Genomic DNA, 18,340 nt, shown 5'->3' with positions numbered 1-18,340 from the left:
GCAGCGGCCAGACCTGCTATGGCCGCATTCGCTGGCTAAACCGGTGTAGTTGCAGGGATGGACGAAAGAGGTGCGAAGCAGAAACGGCAGAAATACGAGAAGAGAAAATGATTAAAAAGCGTTAACGATTGCAGAGGTGAATGGCAGGTAACACCGCTTTATGAAAGAAACAACAGAGCGCCCGGCTTACGCGGGCGCTCGACTTCAGATTTAACGCCAGCCGAGTTCCGGGGCGACGTACTTCAGAATCGCCTCAATCACATGGGCGTTGTAGGCGACACCAAGCTGATTAGGCACGGTCAGCAGCAGCGTGTCCGCTTCGGCAATCGCCTCATCCTGCGCCAGCTGCTTAATCAGTACTTCTGGCTCTGCGGCATAGCTGCGGCCAAAGATGGCGCGGGTTTTCTCATCCAGGAAGCCAACGGAATCCTGATCGTTACCGCTGCGGCCAAAGTAGGCGCGGTCCATATCATTTACCAGCGCAAAGATGCTGCGACTGACGGAAACGCGTGGCGCATGCTGATGCCCCGCCGCTTTCCAGGCCTCGCGGTAGGCGCGGATCTGTTTCGCCTGCTGAATGTGGAACGGCTCGCCGGTCTCATCATCTTTCAGGGTTGAACTTTGCAGATTCATGCCCATTTTCGCCGCCCATTCTGCGGTGGCGTTGGAGCCGGATCCCCACCAGATACGGTCACGCAGCCCTTCCGAAAGCGGCTCAGGGCGCAGCAGACCTGGCGGATTCGGAAACATCGGCTGTGGATTCGGCTTAGCAAAGCCTTCGCCGCGCAGCACGTCCAGAAACTCTTCGGTGTGGCGACGGCCCATATCCGCATCGCTTTCACCCGCTTTCGGTTCAAAGCCAAAGTAGCGCCAGCCATCGATAACCTGCTCAGGGGAACCGCGGCTCAGACCCAGTTGCAGACGACCGTTGGAGATGAGGTCTGCCGCGCTGGCGTCTTCCACCATGTAGAGCGGGTTTTCGTAGCGCATGTCGATGACACCGGTGCCGATCTCAATCGTTTTGGTGCGTGCTGCCACGGCAGCCAGCAGCGGAAACGGCGAACTGAGCTGGCGGGCAAAATGGTGGACACGGAAATAAGCACCATCTGCGCCCAGCTCTTCGGCGGCGACCGCTAAGTCGATCGATTGCAGTAACACATCCTGCGCGGTGCGGGTGGCGGACTGCGACGAAGGCGTCCAGTGACCAAAGGATAAGAAGCCGATATTTTTCATCTGTATTTCTCCTGACAGGCGATAAACGCCTGTGGGCATGAGTCGATTTTTGATAGGGAAAGGTTACGCCCTCCGCGCCGCCACTGATAGTCAATATCTTTAAGCGCCATATTCAGGAATTTCGACATAGCTAAGCAGATTATCCACTTTGTCTTTGTCCGCGCTTTCTTTCACTCTCCAGACTCCCGCTTCTGCTGTCAGGTGAACGATGCACAACGGTTATCTCTCTTTACAGCAGCGCGCCTGGCTGAAACAGCGCGCGCGCAGCTGGCTCTGGCGCAGCGAACTGCCAACCTGGCTGCTGATGGCCGTGATTTACGGTGGCTGGTTCTCGGTGATGCTGAACTGGCAGACGCTGGGACAGATGCCCGCTACCCTGCTGCTGATCGTTTTCACCACCTGGTATATGTCACTGCAGCATGAGCTGATCCACGGTCATCCCACGCGCTGGCCGCGGGTGAATCAGCTGTTCGGCACCCTGCCGCTGGCGGTCTGGTATCCCTATGGGCTCTATCGTGACTCTCATCTGGCCCATCATCGCAATCACACCCTGACCGAGCCGGACGAAGACCCGGAAACCTACTATTTTTCCGCTGCACGCTGGGCGCAGTTGCCGCGCTGGCAGCAGCGGCTGATTCATCTGCGCAACACGTTTCCGGGACGGTTGCTGCTTGGCCCGCTACTGGATATCGCGTCGACCCTTGGCGGGATGTGGCCGACGTTGCGCCGTGGCGATCGCTCTGCGACGGGCATGTGGCTGCTGCATGGCGCGCTGCTGGCTCTGCTGTTTTACTGGATGGCGGAGCTCGGGTTTTCGCCGCTGTGGTATCTGCTGGCGGTAAGTTATCCGGCGCTGGCACTGACCAAGATACGATCCTTTTATGAGCATCGTGCGGCGGACGACCCGCTGGCACGTTCGGTGAATAATGAAGCGGCCTGGCCCTGGCGCATACTGTTCCTGAATCTGAACTACCATTCAGTGCATCACGATCTGCCTGGCGTTCCCTGGTATGGCCTGCGCCCGCTCTATCTTCGCGACCGCGAGCAATACTATCAGCGCAACCACGGTTTTCGGGTGGCGGGCTATCAGGTCTGGCTGCGTCAGTTCTGGGCCAGACCGGTTAGCGTCAATGCCCATCCGGGCCGCTCAGGGGAGAAAACCCATGAATAATCTGCTCGCTTTGCCCATGTATGCCCTCCATCCGCCTGCCACGCGGGCATTGATGCAGGCTGTGGTTACGCTGCTGGCGCAGCACAACACCTACGCGCAGCCGGTCTGGCCTGACGATCTGCTGGTCCACTGGCGGGATGACCGGTTGCTGCTGAGTCAGACCTGCGGCTATCCGCTGGTCAGCCAGTTACCGGCGGTTCAGCTGGTCGGCACCTTTCACTATCTGGCTGCGGGCTGCAGCGGGCGCGATTATCGCAGCTGGCTGGTGGCGCGGGATAAACAGGCGACGCTGGCCGATTTCAACGGTCAGCGGGCCGTGGCTAACAGCCCGGACTCACAATCCGGCTATAACGCGCTGCGGTTTGTGGCGGCGCGTCAGGGCGTGACCTTTTCACAGCTGCTGCTGAGCGGCGGACACCGTCAGTCGCTGGCAGCGCTGCGTGATTCGCAGGCAGATATCGCCGCTATCGACTGTGTGAGCTGGGCGCTGCTGGCGCGCTATGCGCCGGATGAACTGCGCGGCCTGCATATCATCGGTGAGACGCCCGCCGCACCCGGATTGCCGCTGATTACGGCCGCCTCAACGTCAGCGGCCCGGCTGGCGACATTACGCACGGCGCTGCATCAGCTGGTAAGCGATCCCGCCTGGCGCGGCGTCTGCGACGACAATCTCATCAGTGGATTCAGCCCGGTGCAGCGAGACGACTATCAGGACGTGCTGGCGTGGGAACAGCAGGCCGCCGCGCTGGGCGTTACCCGGCTTTAACGCCGCACGCTGATTCGCCCTTCTGACCGGGAAAATCTGATTTTTCTGCATCCCCGCCTCACTGCTCACGCTTTCCCTGCCTGTTTTTTCACGCACCCCGATACGCTGCGCCGGAGGCTAACGCTGGTAAGTGCACTCACGGCGTTCTAAGGTAAAGGCTTTCAGCAAAGGGAGAGTGGAATGCGGATTCTGATGGCAGGCGCCGGCGCGACCGGTGGATACTTTGGTGCACGACTGGCTCAGGCGGGTCAGGACGTGACTTTTCTGGTGCGTGAACGCCGTTATCAGCAGCTGCAAAACAATGGGCTGGTGTTGCAGACGCCGCAGGGCACCGAAAAGTTACAGCCGCAACTGACGCAGGCCAGCACCCTGACGGGTCACTTTGATCTGATTATTGTGACGGTGAAAAGCTTTGCCCTTGATCAGGTGATGGAGGACATTTCGCCGGCCGTCGGCCCGGACACGCTGATCATGCCGATTCTCAACGGAATGCGGCATATCGCAACGCTGCAACAGCGTTTCGGCGAAGATAAGGTGATTGGTGGCCTGTGCAAAATCAACGCCACGCTGGGTGAACAGGGCGAAGTCATCCAGATGACGCCGCTGCACCAGCTCTTATACGGCGCGCTGGACGGCAGCAATGATGAACGGCTGCAGCGGGTTGATGCTGCGCTGCGCGACTGTCAGGTTGATACCCTGTTCAGCGATAACATTATGGATGAGCTGTGGGAAAAGTGGCTGCTGCTCAGCACCCTCGGCGCAGTCTGCTGCCTGGCACGCGGCGATACCCGGCAGATCCTCACCGCGCGCGGCGGCGAAGCGCTGCTTCAGGGGATCTTTACGGAGATTCTGTCCGTCATTACTGCCGAAGGCTATCAGCCGCGCCCGGCGGTGACGGCCCGCATTTTTGAACTGTTAAACAATCCCGCGACCCCGATGACCTCCTCAATGTACCGCGATCTCACCCAGGGTTATGATATTGAAGCCGATCAGATCATCGGCGACCTGCTGCTGCGGGCGAAACGAAACGGGCTTGCCACGCCGCTGCTGAATGTGGTGGTTGTAAACCTGCAGGTCTATCTGCAGCAGCGTTAACAACCGGCAGCGTTCGCGGGTCGGCTGCCGCCACGTTTCCCGCTGGCGTGGCGGTGAACGTGTGGCTGGCAGCAGCAGCACAGCATGAAAATTTGTTACACTCGTCGCTTCATCTACTGGAGAGTTCAATGACTTCCCGCTCCGTGACCCTTGATGATGTCGCTCAACTGGCCGGCGTCTCATATCAAACCGTTTCACGTGTTTTAAATCGTTCTGAACAGGTGTCAGCCCGCACGCGGGAAAGGGTTGAGGCGGCGATGCAGCAGCTCAATTATGTGCCCAACCGGGTGGCGCAGCAGCTGGCGGGCAAGGCGACGCGCACGTTAGGTCTCGCGACCAGCGACCTGGCCCTGATGGCACCGGCGCAGATCGCCTCGTCGATTCAGCAGCGTGCTGCACGGGCGGGTTATCATCTGGTGATTGCGATGGACAGCGGCCACGATGCGGCCGCCATCGTGAATGAACTGCTGGCTCAGCGGGTTGATGGGCTGCTGATTAACCTGCCGCTGGATGCCGATGAAGCGCAGCAGATCCAGCTGCTGTGCGGCGGCAAGCCGGTGCTGTTTCTGGATGTCGAACCGCAGGCGTCGGTGGCGCAGTGTCAGTATCCCAATGAGTCCGGCGCACGTGCCGCCGTTGAACATCTGGTTGCGCTGGGGCATCGTCAGATTGGCCTGTTAAGCGGGCCGCTGCGCTCGGTGTCAGCCCGTCAGCGCGAAAACGCATGGCGTCAGGCGCTGGCCGATCATCAGCTAACGCCGCATTGCGCGCTGCGCGGTGACTGGAGCGCGCAGTCGGGTTATCAGGCGCTGCTGACACAATTGCCCGATGACCTGCCGCAGGCGCTGCTGGTGGCCAACGATCAGATGGCGCTGGGTGCAATGCGCGCGCTGCATCAATATGGCGTCGCCATTCCTGGCGAGATCTCCGTGATTGGTTATGACGATACCGCCGAGAGCGCGTGGTATCAGCCGCCGCTGACCACGGTGCGGCAGGATTTACACTATCTTGGCGCGCAGAGTGTTGAGCGGATGCTGGCGCGGCTTCAGGGTGAAGAAGCACCAGACAACGCGCTGGAAACCACGCTGGTGATCCGTGAGACCACCGCCCCGCCCGCGGATGAGCGGGTCGATGTCGTGGCGCTCTCCCGTCAGCTACAGGAGATTGCCCGCAGGCTGGCAGGTAAATAATTCTGCGCTGAGACAGGCAATAAAAAACCCGCACCACCGAAGTGAATGCGGGTTCGCATGGAACGCAAAACGCATAAGCGCTCTGTTCTTATGCTTTCGGGTGTTCGCCCACGCCCATCGCTTTGATTTTTTTCGACAGCTCGCGACGCTCTTTCGACAGGTCGGCGTTTTTGATGATGTACTCATCCACGCGGTCTTCATAATCCACACGCATGCTGGCGATGATTTCCTGAATAGCCTCAACGCTCATGCCGGGTTTGATATATTCGCTCAGGTTGTCGAGCAGCAGAACGCGCTTCTGGTTATCGCGGATTTTCTTCTCGTTGTCGACAATTTCACGCTGCAGTTTGTTTTTGCGGCGGAACATACGCACGAACTCCAGTACGTCCTGAAATGACTGCTTGGCATTTTCCATGATGGCACCTTTCTTTAAGCCTGCTGACGCAGGGAGAGAGTCAAAACGATCAGCTTAGCGGCTAGCCCGCCAGGTAAGCAATTTTCACAGCTAAATTCAGACTGGCTCTTATCTTAGCGCAAAGAAACCCGGTTTCACATTAAGTCATTGTCTGAGGTGATTATTTGCGCAGCGCCATCCGCATCAGATCGGTCATGCGCTCCAGCTGTTTCGCCAGTTCCAGCGTCAGCCAGACATAGCCGTAGATTGGCGTCTCTTCCAGCCCGTCGCTGCCCGCTTCGGCGATCAGTCTGCGCAGTTCGCCACTGATTTCGGTCAGCTCATGGCTGTTGGCTATCACCTCTTCTGTTTCACCCTCAATCGCCATGACCGAGAGCGCCCGTAGCGTGTTCTCTGTCATCTGCTGTGTACGGCGGAGAGCAGGCGCGTTAAGCATTATCAGGTGACTCTCACGCGAGGCCCACCAGGCATTAATCTGCATCTCAATGGTGTAAACCATATTACGGTTTATGGTCTGAATCGCTTCAAGCACCGACTTCGGGATGCGGGTCTCTTTGCTCGACGGCTCCAGCAGCGCCCGCATTTTGATCACGCTGGTCAGCAATTTGCCCAGCGGCTTGTTGAGGCGTGGCTTTTCAACCAGGTTGGGCGAGAAACCAGCGTGATAGATTTTTGCCATGCCCGCCAGCGTGTCGGAGAGCTGAATGCGCCAGTGTGTATAGGCGCGCTGCGCCCAGATCGCGGTAAACAGCAGCGCCATCAGCGATCCCAGAATCACATCTCCGCCGCGCCACAGCGCCACGGTGAAGTCGCCGGTTGGCGCGCCCACCACCACGCTCAGCGTAATCCCGATCAGCAGCGCCATGTAGGGATGCTTGCCCAGCGTCAGGTAGCCGCTGATTACCATGATGATGCCGCACCAGGCCAGCATCACCGGCATGGAGATCAGCTCCAGCTTCAGGGCAATCAGACCGGAAATCGACCCCGCCACCGTGCCGCAGATGCGCTGCAGGGCGCGCGGAAAGACATTTCCCCAGGTGGAAATCGGTCCCATTACCACCACCAGCGTAATCAGCGGCCAGGTGCCTTCCGGAATACCGGTCGCCCGGACAAAGATAAAGCAGAGTAAAAAGGCGATGGCAATACGCACGCCGTGGACGGATCGGTAATGGCGATAAAACCAGAACTCCAGTTTCGAGATGGGCTTGTCAGGACGCAAAGTGACTTTCCGGTTACGGGAACATGATGTGGCTATCTTAACCCTGAACGCGGCTCGGGCTTAGCACGGGCCGGATATTTCAAAACAGTTTTGACGTTCGCTTACAATTATCAACATCCGACTCACATACCTGACCGGAAGTCATGAACAACTGAATACGGCTTTTTAACCTTTCTCAGGAATCAGTAACAGGCTCAGGGTGTAAATGTGAAAACGGGCAGCCCGCAGGCTGCCCGTTTCTGTACTGCCCGGCGGTTAATCAGAATTTCTGTTTAAGATAGTCCGTCAGGCGGGTAATCACACCGGCAGGTTCAACCGCACTCAGCGCCACCAGCGGATAGTGAGCAATCTGCTGATCTTTATCCATCACCTGAATTTCACCAATCACTTCATTGGCTTTCAGCGGCGCTTCCAGATCTTTGCGATCGATGACGTACTTCGCCTTCACGTTCTGCACTTCACTGCGCGGCAATGACAGATAGACATCTTCTGCCGTTCCCACCTCTACCTGATGCGGATTGCCGTACCAGACGTTTTCGCTGCCAATCTTCTTACCGGCATGGAACAGCTGAACGGTATCAAAGGTGTTCTGGCCCCAGACCAGCAGTTTACGCGCCTGCTCTTCGCGGCCTTTCGGGCTTTTCCCGCCCATCACGACGGCGATCAGGCGATGTTTACCCACCACATTTGACGCGATGATGTTAAAGCCCGCGGTTTCCGTGTGACCGGTTTTCAGCCCATCAACGTGGAGGTTGTTATCCCACAGCAGGCCATTACGGTTGTTCTGGGTAATGCCGTTCCAGCTCAGGGTTTTCTCACTGTACATGGCATAAAAGTCAGGCTCACCATCGATAATCGCGCGTGACAGCTTCGCCATATCCAGCGCGCTTGAGTACTGACCCGGCGCATCCAGACCATGAACGGTTTCGAAGTGGGTATTCTGCAGGCCGAGCTTCTCAACATAATGATTCATCATGCCGACGAAGTTCGCTTCGCTGCCGGCCACGTAATCCGCCAGTGCAACACAGGCGTCATTGCCGGAATCGATAATCACGCCACGACTTAGATCGCGGACACTCAGCTTATCGCCTGGCTTCAGGAACATCAGTGAGGAACCTTTGAACACCGGATTTCCCGCCGCCCAGGCATCTTTGCCGACCGTGACCATGTCGTCACGGCTGATTTTCTTCTGGTCGATAGCGCGGTCGACTACGTAGCCGGTCATCAGTTTGGTCAGGCTGGCAGGATTGCGGCGTTCATCGGGATTGCCCGCGGTCAGCACCTGCCCGGTAGTGGCATCCATCAATACCCAGGAAGCCGCATCAATCGCCGGGGGCGTCACAGGAAAGGGAATCGCATCAGCCTGCGCCAGCGAGGCCCAAAAAACAGTAGCGGTAACGGTGAACAACAGACGCCTTTTCAACACTTCATCCTTAATTGCACGGGAGAGAAAATTTCTAAAACGAAACGGAAACAGCCGCACGTTTTACGGCAAAAGCGTTGTGAAGGTTTGAATAAATTGAAAAAAAGTATGAACTGCGGGAGATATTCAGAGACCCCGTTAAACGTTGTTATGCCGAATCGAGAACGGCACTCATCTGATTGTTTACAAAATGCGCGTATGGCCTTATTTTATGTGTGGCTAATTGACCCGATTTTGCGGGCAGTTGTTCATGGAATGACAGGCGATTTGTTGATTTATCAGCCGGGCTTAAGGAAGAGGCAATATGGCTTTGCATGGAAAGTTTGAACTCAATGATGCTGATTATTCACCACTGACTTTTCCCGGCCTGGGTACTTTTCTGGCGTTCTCAGGTAATGGGGCCTGCCGTAATCATGCTATCTGCGGGGCTATCCCAACTCAGGGACCTGTGCCAGAGGGATTGTACTGGATTGTTGATCGTCCTGAGGGAAGTGCATTCAATCAGGTCAGAGCAGTAGTGGGTGATACATTTAATCGTACTTTTAAAGGTGCGGTTTTTTCTCATAGCGAATGGTTTGCGTTATTTCCTGACAACTGGGGCAATGTGAAAGATAGTCTGTGGATTGATGGGATACGTCGTGGCGGATTTCGGCTTCATCCGGGTCAGCTGTCTGAAGGGTGCATTACTCTGGCGCATAATACTGACTATAGTCTGCTGCGTAACGCTTTATTAAGAACTACAAAAACCCCTGTAATCTGCATGAAGAACATGATGGCGTATGGCACTATCAGGGTGACCACAAATGGCTAAGATAACGTTGAAAGCGCTAAAGATATTTTATTTTTGTATTTTGCTTATGGTTGCCAGCCATTTATATCATCCATACTATTACGCCATAATCCCCGTGAATTTGGCGTCAAAAATAGCAGAGCATTTCAATGGGCATGCTTTTCCTGAAGAAACAGATGATGTTTACTTTTATATTAATTTCTTTATAACAATTTTCGGCACGATAATATTTTACATTACTACAACTGAATTGATAACTTTCCTCTGGAAGAAAAGGCGGAGTTGATCCGCCTCAAGCTTCAGCTTCTGACATTCCAGTCATCGGTGAACTGAACATTGCCGTCCACATATCGCCATGTGATTTTATCATAGAGAAAAGAGACGCTTTCCAGATGATTGATAGCGTCATTACTTTGCCGTTTAGTATTCGGCATTGCCGGATTCACGCCAGTAACCTTGACGTTTTCTGCTGTCATCACAAAATAGCACTCTTCCTGTCCCGCATGGTTTATGCGGTACCAGCGAATTTCAGCGCTTTTCAGGGTCTGCCCTCGGGCAACTGCTTTATAAAGATAAGGACTCGATGAGTCGAACTCTTTTTCAAGCAACATGGGAGAATGGGAACGCGTGCCGGTTATTTTACCATTGGTACTGTCCACAGGGATATTGAGACCATGACTGAAGCCAATTATTTCTATACTGCCCTCTCTATCCTTAACATCGACTGAGCCCTTGATGTCGGCCCCGCCATCATCTTTGAGCCACAAATAAGCCGGAATTGGCATACTAAAACTCCTTTTTCATTAAGTGCCTCAGCATAGTATAACCCCTCACTGTAAATTTCCATATGGAACCGGCCAATAGGCTATTTAAAAATCCGGAACAGAGGAGGCAGAAACTGATTTCAACTGAATGAAAATAATAATGAGATTAACTTACGGCACTCAGTAATATTAAAGCACCATTCTTTATAAATAAGCCTGCATCCCTGCCCGGACATTATTATCTCTTATAAGCTTTGAGAACCCTCTCACATAATCTTAAAGATAATCTGGCTGGATAAGCTTCCGACTGGTTGTGTTTATTAAACAGATGAAATGTTCCACCTGAAACTCAAAGAACTTAACTGATTGTTATTAGTGAAAATAATCACCACTTTATGATTATTAAGACCATAAAAGGTCAAGTCAATAAACTATGAAAGTACGATTCCGCTCTGGCAGGATGCTTGCTGCAGGAGCACGTGTGACAGGATGCTTTGGAGACGAGGCAGAACATGGTTTACCATGTGTCAGGTCAGATGTTGCTCCGGAGCACTATAATCTGCCCTGCTCAACGACTCAGACACAACGATCAAAACTCATCCTGCTGCGCGCAGAGAAATTCAGAGCGAACAGAAAGCTGCAGGCTTTCTGTTCATAAAGTCAGTGAACGCAATGAACGGATATGAAATTTGAATAACGACCGCGTACAGCCTACTTTTCTCTTCCATGATTATGAGACCTTCGGCACCAGCCCCTCTCGTGACCGGCCCGCCCAGTTTGCCGGCCTGCGCACCGACAGTGAGTTCAATCCTGTTGGCGAGCCAGAAGTGTTCTACTGCCGTCCGCCTGATGACTATCTGCCACAGCCCGAAGCGGTGATGATTACCGGCATTACCCCGCAGATAGCGATGAGCCGGGGCGTAATCGAAGCTGAGTTTGCCGAACGCATTCATAAGCTGTTCACTACCGAACAAACCTGCGTGGTGGGCTACAACAACGTGCGTTTCGATGATGAAGTGACGCGTAATATCTTCTATCGCAACTTTTACGACCCTTACGGCTGGGCCTGGCAAAACGGCAACTCACGCTGGGACCTGCTCGACGTGATGCGTGCCTGCTATGCGCTGCGGCCTGACGGGATCAACTGGCCGGAAAATGAAGAAGGCTTCCCCAGCTTCCGGCTGGAGCATCTGACCAAAGCCAACGGCGTGGCCCATGAAAATGCGCACGATGCGATGTCCGATGTTTACGCCACGCTGGCGATGGCGAAGCTGGTAAAAGAGAAGCAGCCGAAACTGTTTGAGTTTTTGTTTACCCACCGCAACAAAAACAAGCTGATGAACCTGATCGACATCCCGCAGATGAAACCGCTGGTCCATGTCTCCGGCATGTTCGGCGCGGCGCGCGGCAACACCAGCTGGATCGTACCGCTTGCCTGGCATCCTGATAACCGCAATGCGCTGATCGTGGTGGATCTGGCGGGCGATATGTCGCCGCTGCTGCAACTGGATGCCGATACACTGCGTGAGCGTCTTTACACGCCGAAAAACGACCTGGGCGATCTGCCTGCGGTGCCGGTTAAACTGGTGCATATCAACAAGTGTCCTGTGCTGGCACCTGCCAGTACGCTGCGTCCGGAAGATGCGGCCCGGCTGGGCATTGATCGTCAGCACTGCCTGGCGAATCTGGCGCTGCTGCGTCAGCAGCCTGACGTGCGGGAAAAACTGGTCACGCTGTTTGCCGAAGCCGAGCCGTTTACGCCGTCAGACGACGTGGACACGCAGCTCTATGATGGGTTTTTCAGTGATGCCGACCGTGCCGGAATGAATATTATCCGCCAGACCGCGCCCGCCAATCTGCCTGCGCTGGACCTGAGCTTTGAGAGTGCGCGAGTGGCGAAACTGCTGTTCCGCTACCGGGCGCGTAACTTCCCCGGCACGCTGGATGATGCCGAGCAGCAGCGCTGGTTGCAGCATCGCCGTGAAGTACTGAATGGTGATCGGGTACAGGCGTTTATGCAGGAGCTGGAGGGACTGGCGAATCTGCATGAAGCGGATGCAGAAAAGGTTGGGCAGCTCAAAGCGCTCTATCTTTATGCGCAGGAACTGGTCTCCTGAACCAATGACAAAGCCTGACCCTGCAGGGTCAGGCTTTACTGTCTTGCTGAATCAGAGCACCGTCCACGCCAGCCAGGTCAGCACAAAACCGCTTAACCCCATTATCGTCGTCAGCACCGTCCAGGTGCGTAAACCGTCCGCCACGGAAAGCCCCAGATAGCGCGTCACTACCCAGAATCCCGCATCATTGACATGTGACAACCCCAGCCCGCCGAAACAGGCTGCCAGCGTCACCAGCACCCTTTGCATATCCGTCACGCCGGTCACCGCCTGTGTCAGCAGACCGCTGGTGGTCAGGATGGCTACCGTGGCGGACCCCTGTGAGGCGCGCAGCGCCAGCGACAGGATAAAGGCAGCCGGCACCAGCGGCAGATGCAGCGTTTCCAGCGTGACCGCCAGCGCTTTCCCGACCCCTGACTCCACCAGCACTTTGCCAAATGCCCCACCCGCACCGGCCACCAGAATCACGCTGGCAGAGGTGGGAATGGCCCGCCCGGTGAGATCTTCCAGCTTATCTTTGCTCCAGCCACGCCGCACGCCCAGCAGCCAGGCCGCCAGCCCCAAGGCAATCAGCAGGGCAATCGGCGGCGTGCCGATCACGGTCATGACGTTACGCAGCAGACTGCCTTCCACCAGCAGGGTGTGGGACAGCGTTCCCAGCACGATCAATACAATCGGGACCACAATCAGACCGCTGATAGTCAGCGCGCCAGGCGGGGCCGGTTCATTTTTCTTTTCCTGTCCCTCTGGCTTCGCCATCTGCAACTGCTCCAGCACCTCAACAGACAGATGGTAATGGCGACGGTTCATCATTTTCGCTACGTAGTAGCCAATGATCCCGACCGGCACGGAAATCGCGATACCCAGCATCATCAGCCAGCCCATATCGGTGTGCAGGATCCCGGCCGCCGCCGCCGCACCCGGATGGGTTGGCAGCGCCACGTGCACCGTCAGCATCACGCCCGCCATCGGCAGGCCAAACTTCAGTGGTGAGACCCGCGCCACCTTAGTGAAGCCATAAATCAACGGAATGACGATGATAAAGCCCACTTCGAAAAAGACCGGAATGCCCAGGATAAAAGCCGCCATGGTCAATGCAGCAACGGTTCGCTTCAGCCCCAGCGTTTTACTGAAACGTTGCGCCAGGGATTCAGCCCCGCCGGAGGCTTCAATAATCGCCCCAAGCATGGCACCCAGCACGATGATGATGGTGATGTGACCGAGCAGGCCGCCCATCCCGGTGATAATCGTCTCCATGATTTTCTCGGCCGGAATGCCGGTCGCAATCGCCACCAGCAGGCTGACAATCAGCAGGGCGACAAACGGATGAACTTTGGCTTTGATGACCAGCAGCAGCAGGATCACGATGCTGGCGGTCGCTATGGCTAACAGCAGTGCGGTGGACATAGTAAACCTCAGAAATTGTTATATTTTTTGGGTTTCAGGCGTACAGAAATAGCAGGTGCAGAGTCAGAAAAAGGGCAAGCCGCTCCCGACCGGTGCTTTAACACCGGTTTTTCAGCCCGTTAAATCAGTTTTTTTGCGCCCAGGGTGCAAACCAGCCAAGACCCTCGGTCGTACTGCCTCGCGGGATATATTCGCAGCCGACCCAGCCAGAATAGCCAACCTCATCCAGCAGCGAGAAGAGGTACGGATAATTAACTTCCCCCTCATCCGGCTCATGACGATCCGGTGCCGACGCAATCTGTACGTGACGATACCGTCCCGCATAGTGGCGAATCAGATGGCTGAGGTTGCCGTCCACCCGCTGTGCGTGAAACAGGTCGAGCTGAGTGAACACGTTGGGTCGATCAATCTGCTCAGCCATCTCCAGCGTCTGATACTGACTGGCGTAGAGATAATTGGGTTTGGTAATCGGGTTAAGTGCTTCGATCAGCAGGCTGATGCCGTGCGGTGCAAAGCACTCAGCCGCATAGCGCATGTTACTGATAAAGGTCTCAACATAGCGCTGACGATCGGCATCGGGCGGCACCGTCGCCGCCATGATGTGAACCTGCGGGCAGTTCAGCGCCAGCGCATAGCTCAGGGCGCGGTCGATATCTGCCTTTGCTTCCGCTTCCCGTCCGGGGATGGCGGAGACGCCCCACTCACCCGCTGCGACATTGCCCGGCGCGGTATTGAACAGCACCAGTTGCAGCTGGTTATCATCGAGCCACTGTTTTATCTGCGTGGCGGGATAGTCATAAGGAAACAGAAATTCGACCGCCTTGAAACCGGCTTTCGCCGCTGCAGCGAAGCGTTCGGCAAAGGGATATTCATTAAACTGCGTCGAAAGGTTAGCAGCAAACTTCGGCATTATCGGCTCCTGAGTTCTGACACTTCGGCATCGCTGAGATAACGAATCGGGCGGTCGCCCAGGGTAAAGATCAGACGGGCGGTCTCTTCCAGCTCTTCCGTGTTGTCCGCCGCTTCCTGTAAGGATTTTCCCACCACCACCGGGCCGTGATTCGCCAGCAAAAAGGCGCGGTAACGCGGCGCCAGCGCCGCCAGATCTTCGGCCAGACGCCCATCGCCCGGCTTGTAGTAAGGCACGACCGGCACATCACCGACGCGCATGACCACATAGGGGGTAAACGGACGGATGCAATTGTCCGTATCCAGCCCCTGTAAACAGGAGAGCGCCGTCAGGTAGTGGCTATGCAGATGCACCACTGCGCGGCAGTCGGGATTATTCAGGTAGAGCGCGCGGTGAAACGCAATCTCTTTGGAGGGTTTATCGCCGGAGAGCCATTCCCCCTCAGGCGTCACTTTCGACAGCCGCTCAGCCTGCAACTCTCCCAGGCAGGAACCGGTAGGGGTCGCCAGCAGATTGCCATCCGCCAGCAACATGGAGAGGTTGCCCGCAGAGCCGGTGGCATAGCCGCGCTGAAAGAACGAGGCGCCGAGACGGACCATTTCGTCACGCGCCTGCTGTTCCGCTAAAAGGAAAGATTCAGACATAGGTAAACTCCGTTTGCGCGCGGCGGAAGAAATCTTCGTCGCCAAAATTGCCCGATTTCAGTGCCAGCGAGAGCGGCTGATGGATGTCGCGCACCCAGGGCACGCCGGGCGAAATGGTCGGGCCGATGTGAAAGGCGGTTACGCCCAAACTCTGCGCGACTACACCGGAGGTTTCTCCTCCGGCCACGATAAAGCGCTGCCAGCCGCGCCCTTTCAGCTCGCGGGTGACGGCGGCGAACAGCTGCTCAACGGCTTCGCTGCTGCGCTGCGCGCCATAGCGCTGCTGAATCACCTGCAGTTGCTGCGCGTCCGCGGTGGCAAACAGCAGCGGGGCCAGCGTCTGATGACTGTTAGCTTCCACCCAGTCGCACAGCTGCCGGGCATACCCTTCTGCATCTTCCAGACAATGCTCAATCTCTACTTCGCAGGCCGGTGCCAGCTGGCGGTACGCGGCAACCTGACGATTGGTCATCTGCGAACAGGATCCGGACAGCACCACGGCGCGATCGCCGCGCGGACGGCCTGCCTTTTCCGCCTCTGAATCTGTCTCAGCCGTCGCCCACTGCCGCGCCAGACCGATGGCCAGCCCGGAACCGCCGGTCACCAGCCGCCTGTCACTGAGTGCTTCACCCAGCGTCAACAGATGCGCCTGATGCAGGGTGTCAGTGACGACGTAATTAATGCCCTGCTCCGCCAGCTGGTCCAGCGCCTGACGCACTGACGCTGCGCCCTGATCGACCTGTGCCGCCGCGATCAGCCCGGCTTTGCCGGTTGCCTGTGCCGTCATCAGACGCAGCAGGTTGCTATCCTGCATCGGCGTGACCGGATGATGCCGCATGCCGGAATCGGACAGCAGCTGATCGCCGACAAACAGATAGCCCTGATAGACGGTGCGCCCGTTCACCGGCAGCGCCGGACAGATGACCGTCTGCGTCTCACCCAGTGCATTCAGCAGCGCATCGGTCACCGGACCGATATTGCCCTGCGCGGTGCTGTCGAACGTGGAACAATATTTGAAGTAGAAGCGTTCACAGCCCTGCTTCTGCAGCCACGCCAGCGCGGCCAGCGACTGCGCAACCGCCTGATCTGCCGGACAGGAACGGCTCTTGAGGCTTACCACAATCGCCTGCGCCCCGGTCCTCTCTTCGCTGGCGGGGATGCCGTTGAACTGAATGGTTGTCAGGCCGTTCTGCACCAGAAAACTGGCGATATCCGTTGCGCCGGTAAAATCATCCGCTATTACGCCAAGACGCATCAGCTGTTCTCCCCTGCCTGCGGCAGCGTGATGCCGCTGAAGATTTTGATGACCGCACTGTCATCTTCACGGCCATAACCGGCGTTGCTGGCTTCGGTAAACATGTTGAGGGCGGTTGAAGCCAGCGGCAGCGGGAAGTGGAGCGATTTTGCGGTATCGGCCACCAGGTTGAGATCTTTCACGAAGATATCGACAGCCGATTTCGGGCTGTAGTCACCGTCTACCACATGCTTCATACGGTTCTCGAACATCCAGGAGTTACCCGCGGCATTGGTGACCACTTCATACATGGTTTCCAGCGGAATACCGGCTCGCGCCGCCAGCGCCATGGCTTCTGCGCCGACCGCGATGTGAACGCCCGCCAGCAGCTGATGAATAATTTTGACGGTTGACCCGAGGCCAATTTCATTGCCCACGCGATAGACTTTGGCAGCCACCGCATCCAGCACCAGCTGCAGCTGTGCAAAGACCGCATCACTGCCGGATGCCATCACCGTCATTTCACCGCTGGCCGCTTTGGCCGCGCCGCCCGACACCGGGGCATCCAGCATCAGCAACTGATGTTCAGCCAGCCGCTGTTCAATCTGCTGCGCATCCTGCGCTGAGAGTGTGGATGAGACCATCACCACCGTGCCCGGACGCAGTTTTGCGGCCAGGCCATCTTCACCGAACAGAATGGCGTTAACCTGCTTTGCATTGACCACGAGTAGCAAAACGGCATCAAGCTGATCTGCAAAGGCTGAGGCGGATGACTGCGCATCACGTGCGCCGGCCTGACGTAAGCTCTCCAGGGCAGCAGGATTCAAATCGACGCCCCAGGTGTTGAGACCAGCACGCAGACAGGACTTCGCCGCCCCCATACCCATGGAACCTAATCCGATAACGCAGATGTTTTCAGCTGGCACGTTACGCCTCCACTGTTAAATTAAGTGATTATTTGTTTGTTACTGTTAATCCTGCCAGCTTCCTGTCGGTAAAAATGTGTCACTCCTCACAAAAAAACATCACCCGTGTGAACAGGAACAATTTTTAACACTGCCTGTTTTACCGGCCTCACCTTGCGTTAGCCCGGTGAGTGCAGCTGCCCGCCCTGTATCAGCTGTTATTTTTTGTTCTGGTTGACCGGCAGATAATTTATAATGTGAAAAAATGGTAATTATCAGGGAGCAGATATGATTCCGGTTGAACGTCATCAACAGATTCTGGCACTGGTGGCCGATCGGGGCGTAGTGAGCATTGCAGAGTTAACTGAGCGGCTGGGCGTATCGCACATGACGATACGCCGGGATGTACAGAAACTGGAAGAACAAGGCGCCGTGCTGTCGGTTTCCGGCGGCGTGCGCTCCGCCGATCGACTGGCAGCTGAACCGTCCCATCTGACGAAAAGCACCCTCTACAACGATGAGAAGCGCGCCATTGGCCGCACCGCTGCCCGTCACATCCCCCGTAATAGCTGCATCTATCTGGATGCCGGGACTACGACGTTAGCGCTGGCACAGGAAGTGGTGGATCGTGATGATTTACTGGTGGTGACCAATGATTTCATGGTGGCGAATCTGCTGATGGAGGCGAGTCAGTGCCGGGTCATCCACACGGGCGGCACCGTATGCCGGGAGAACCGCTCCTGCGTCGGCGAGTCGGCAGCACGCAGCCTGCGCAATCTGGCCATTGATATCGCCTTTATCTCCGCCTCCTGCTGGGGGCCACGCGGCTTGTTTACACCGGATGAAGATAAAGTGATGGTGAAGCAGGCAGTGTGTGATGTGAGCAGCAAACGGGTTTTACTGAGTGACAGTTCGAAGTACAACAGAATAGCGACGTTTCTGGCGTTACCGCTGGAGAGATTTGATCAGGTGGTGACGGACAACAAACTGAGTGATGCGGGGCGGGAACTGTTGAGTGCGGGCAACTGGGAACTGGTGCTGGCCGGTTAAGCTGTCG

General features: G+C 56.3%; 17 protein-coding genes. 7 read left to right on the top strand and 10 right to left on the bottom strand.

What is annotated here, in order from left to right:
• Positions 1–210: 210 nt before the first annotated feature.
• The gene (locus tag EGO56_RS06890) at positions 211–1,233 is read right to left on the bottom strand and encodes an LLM class flavin-dependent oxidoreductase (protein WP_135908175.1); all 1,023 of its coding nucleotides are present in this window, start codon (positions 1,231–1,233) and stop codon (positions 211–213) included.
• A gap of 208 nt (positions 1,234–1,441) precedes the next feature.
• Between EGO56_RS06890 and EGO56_RS06885 the strand changes: the two genes are divergently transcribed.
• From EGO56_RS06885 to EGO56_RS06870, 4 genes are all read left to right on the top strand, one after another.
• Positions 1,442–2,404 carry a fatty acid desaturase gene (locus tag EGO56_RS06885; RefSeq protein WP_135908174.1) on the top strand — a complete coding sequence of 321 codons (963 nt, stop codon included), beginning with the start codon at positions 1,442–1,444 and terminating at the stop codon, positions 2,402–2,404.
• Positions 2,397–3,170: a phosphate/phosphite/phosphonate ABC transporter substrate-binding protein gene (locus tag EGO56_RS06880; RefSeq protein ID WP_135908173.1), complete on the top strand. Its 774-nt coding sequence runs from the start codon at positions 2,397–2,399 to the stop codon at positions 3,168–3,170. Before EGO56_RS06885 ends, EGO56_RS06880 begins: the two co-directional genes overlap by 8 nt.
• 180 nt (positions 3,171–3,350) lie before the next feature.
• Positions 3,351–4,265 carry a ketopantoate reductase family protein gene (locus EGO56_RS06875; protein WP_135908172.1) on the top strand — a complete coding sequence of 305 codons (915 nt, stop codon included), beginning with the start codon at positions 3,351–3,353 and terminating at the stop codon, positions 4,263–4,265.
• Positions 4,266–4,393: 128 nt separating this feature from the next.
• Positions 4,394–5,455: a LacI family DNA-binding transcriptional regulator gene (locus EGO56_RS06870; RefSeq protein WP_135908171.1), complete on the top strand. Its 1,062-nt coding sequence runs from the start codon at positions 4,394–4,396 to the stop codon at positions 5,453–5,455.
• Positions 5,456–5,543: 88 nt separating this feature from the next.
• Here EGO56_RS06870 and tmaR read toward each other — a convergent pair whose 3' ends face one another.
• From tmaR to dacD, 3 genes are all read right to left on the bottom strand, one after another.
• Positions 5,544–5,870: a PTS system regulator TmaR gene (gene tmaR, locus EGO56_RS06865; protein WP_004571340.1), complete on the bottom strand. Its 327-nt coding sequence runs from the start codon at positions 5,868–5,870 to the stop codon at positions 5,544–5,546.
• Positions 5,871–6,030: 160 nt separating this feature from the next.
• The gene (locus EGO56_RS06860; RefSeq protein WP_033733196.1) at positions 6,031–7,089 is read right to left on the bottom strand and encodes an FUSC family protein; all 1,059 of its coding nucleotides are present in this window, start codon (positions 7,087–7,089) and stop codon (positions 6,031–6,033) included.
• Between the two features lie 259 nt (positions 7,090–7,348).
• The gene (gene dacD / locus EGO56_RS06855) at positions 7,349–8,512 is read right to left on the bottom strand and encodes a serine-type D-Ala-D-Ala carboxypeptidase DacD (RefSeq protein WP_179291158.1); all 1,164 of its coding nucleotides are present in this window, start codon (positions 8,510–8,512) and stop codon (positions 7,349–7,351) included.
• A gap of 304 nt (positions 8,513–8,816) precedes the next feature.
• Here dacD and EGO56_RS06850 point away from each other — a divergent pair, with 304 nt between their 5' ends.
• Positions 8,817–9,323, top strand: coding sequence for a DUF2778 domain-containing protein (locus tag EGO56_RS06850; protein WP_135908170.1), 507 nt, complete (start codon positions 8,817–8,819; stop codon positions 9,321–9,323).
• Positions 9,324–9,601: 278 nt separating this feature from the next.
• Here the strand turns inward: EGO56_RS06850 and EGO56_RS06845 are convergent, their stop codons facing one another.
• Positions 9,602–10,087, bottom strand: a complete 486-nt coding sequence (locus EGO56_RS06845; RefSeq protein WP_135908169.1) for an Hcp family type VI secretion system effector — start codon at positions 10,085–10,087, stop codon at positions 9,602–9,604.
• Positions 10,088–10,755: 668 nt separating this feature from the next.
• Here EGO56_RS06845 and sbcB point away from each other — a divergent pair.
• Positions 10,756–12,183 (top strand): exodeoxyribonuclease I, encoded by a 1,428-nt coding sequence (sbcB, locus tag EGO56_RS06840; RefSeq protein ID WP_135908167.1) that lies wholly within the window; start codon positions 10,756–10,758, stop codon positions 12,181–12,183.
• A gap of 51 nt (positions 12,184–12,234) precedes the next feature.
• Here the strand turns inward: sbcB and EGO56_RS06835 are convergent, their stop codons facing one another.
• From EGO56_RS06835 to ltnD, 5 genes are all read right to left on the bottom strand, one after another.
• Positions 12,235–13,590: a GntP family transporter gene (locus EGO56_RS06835; protein WP_135908166.1), complete on the bottom strand. Its 1,356-nt coding sequence runs from the start codon at positions 13,588–13,590 to the stop codon at positions 12,235–12,237.
• A gap of 124 nt (positions 13,591–13,714) precedes the next feature.
• Positions 13,715–14,500: an HPr family phosphocarrier protein gene (locus EGO56_RS06830; protein ID WP_135908164.1), complete on the bottom strand. Its 786-nt coding sequence runs from the start codon at positions 14,498–14,500 to the stop codon at positions 13,715–13,717.
• Positions 14,500–15,144 (bottom strand): 3-oxo-tetronate 4-phosphate decarboxylase, encoded by a 645-nt coding sequence (gene otnC, locus EGO56_RS06825; RefSeq protein WP_135908162.1) that lies wholly within the window; start codon positions 15,142–15,144, stop codon positions 14,500–14,502. Before otnC ends, EGO56_RS06830 begins: the two co-directional genes overlap by 1 nt.
• Positions 15,137–16,399, bottom strand: coding sequence for a 3-oxo-tetronate kinase (otnK, locus tag EGO56_RS06820; protein WP_135908160.1), 1,263 nt, complete (start codon positions 16,397–16,399; stop codon positions 15,137–15,139). The genes otnC and otnK overlap by 8 nt, the downstream gene beginning before the upstream one ends.
• Positions 16,399–17,304, bottom strand: coding sequence for an L-threonate dehydrogenase (gene ltnD / locus EGO56_RS06815; RefSeq protein ID WP_135908158.1), 906 nt, complete (start codon positions 17,302–17,304; stop codon positions 16,399–16,401). Before ltnD ends, otnK begins: the two co-directional genes overlap by 1 nt.
• A 267-nt stretch (positions 17,305–17,571) precedes the next feature.
• On the opposite strand from ltnD, the gene ygbI reads away from it, so the two are divergent.
• Positions 17,572–18,333 carry a DNA-binding transcriptional repressor YgbI gene (gene ygbI / locus EGO56_RS06810; RefSeq protein WP_135908156.1) on the top strand — a complete coding sequence of 254 codons (762 nt, stop codon included), beginning with the start codon at positions 17,572–17,574 and terminating at the stop codon, positions 18,331–18,333.
• Positions 18,334–18,340 lie beyond the last annotated feature (7 nt).

The organism is Pantoea vagans (genome assembly GCF_004792415.1).
GTDB lineage: Bacteria > Pseudomonadota > Gammaproteobacteria > Enterobacterales > Enterobacteriaceae > Pantoea > Pantoea vagans.
This window is presented reverse-complemented; position numbering and strand designations above follow the sequence as displayed.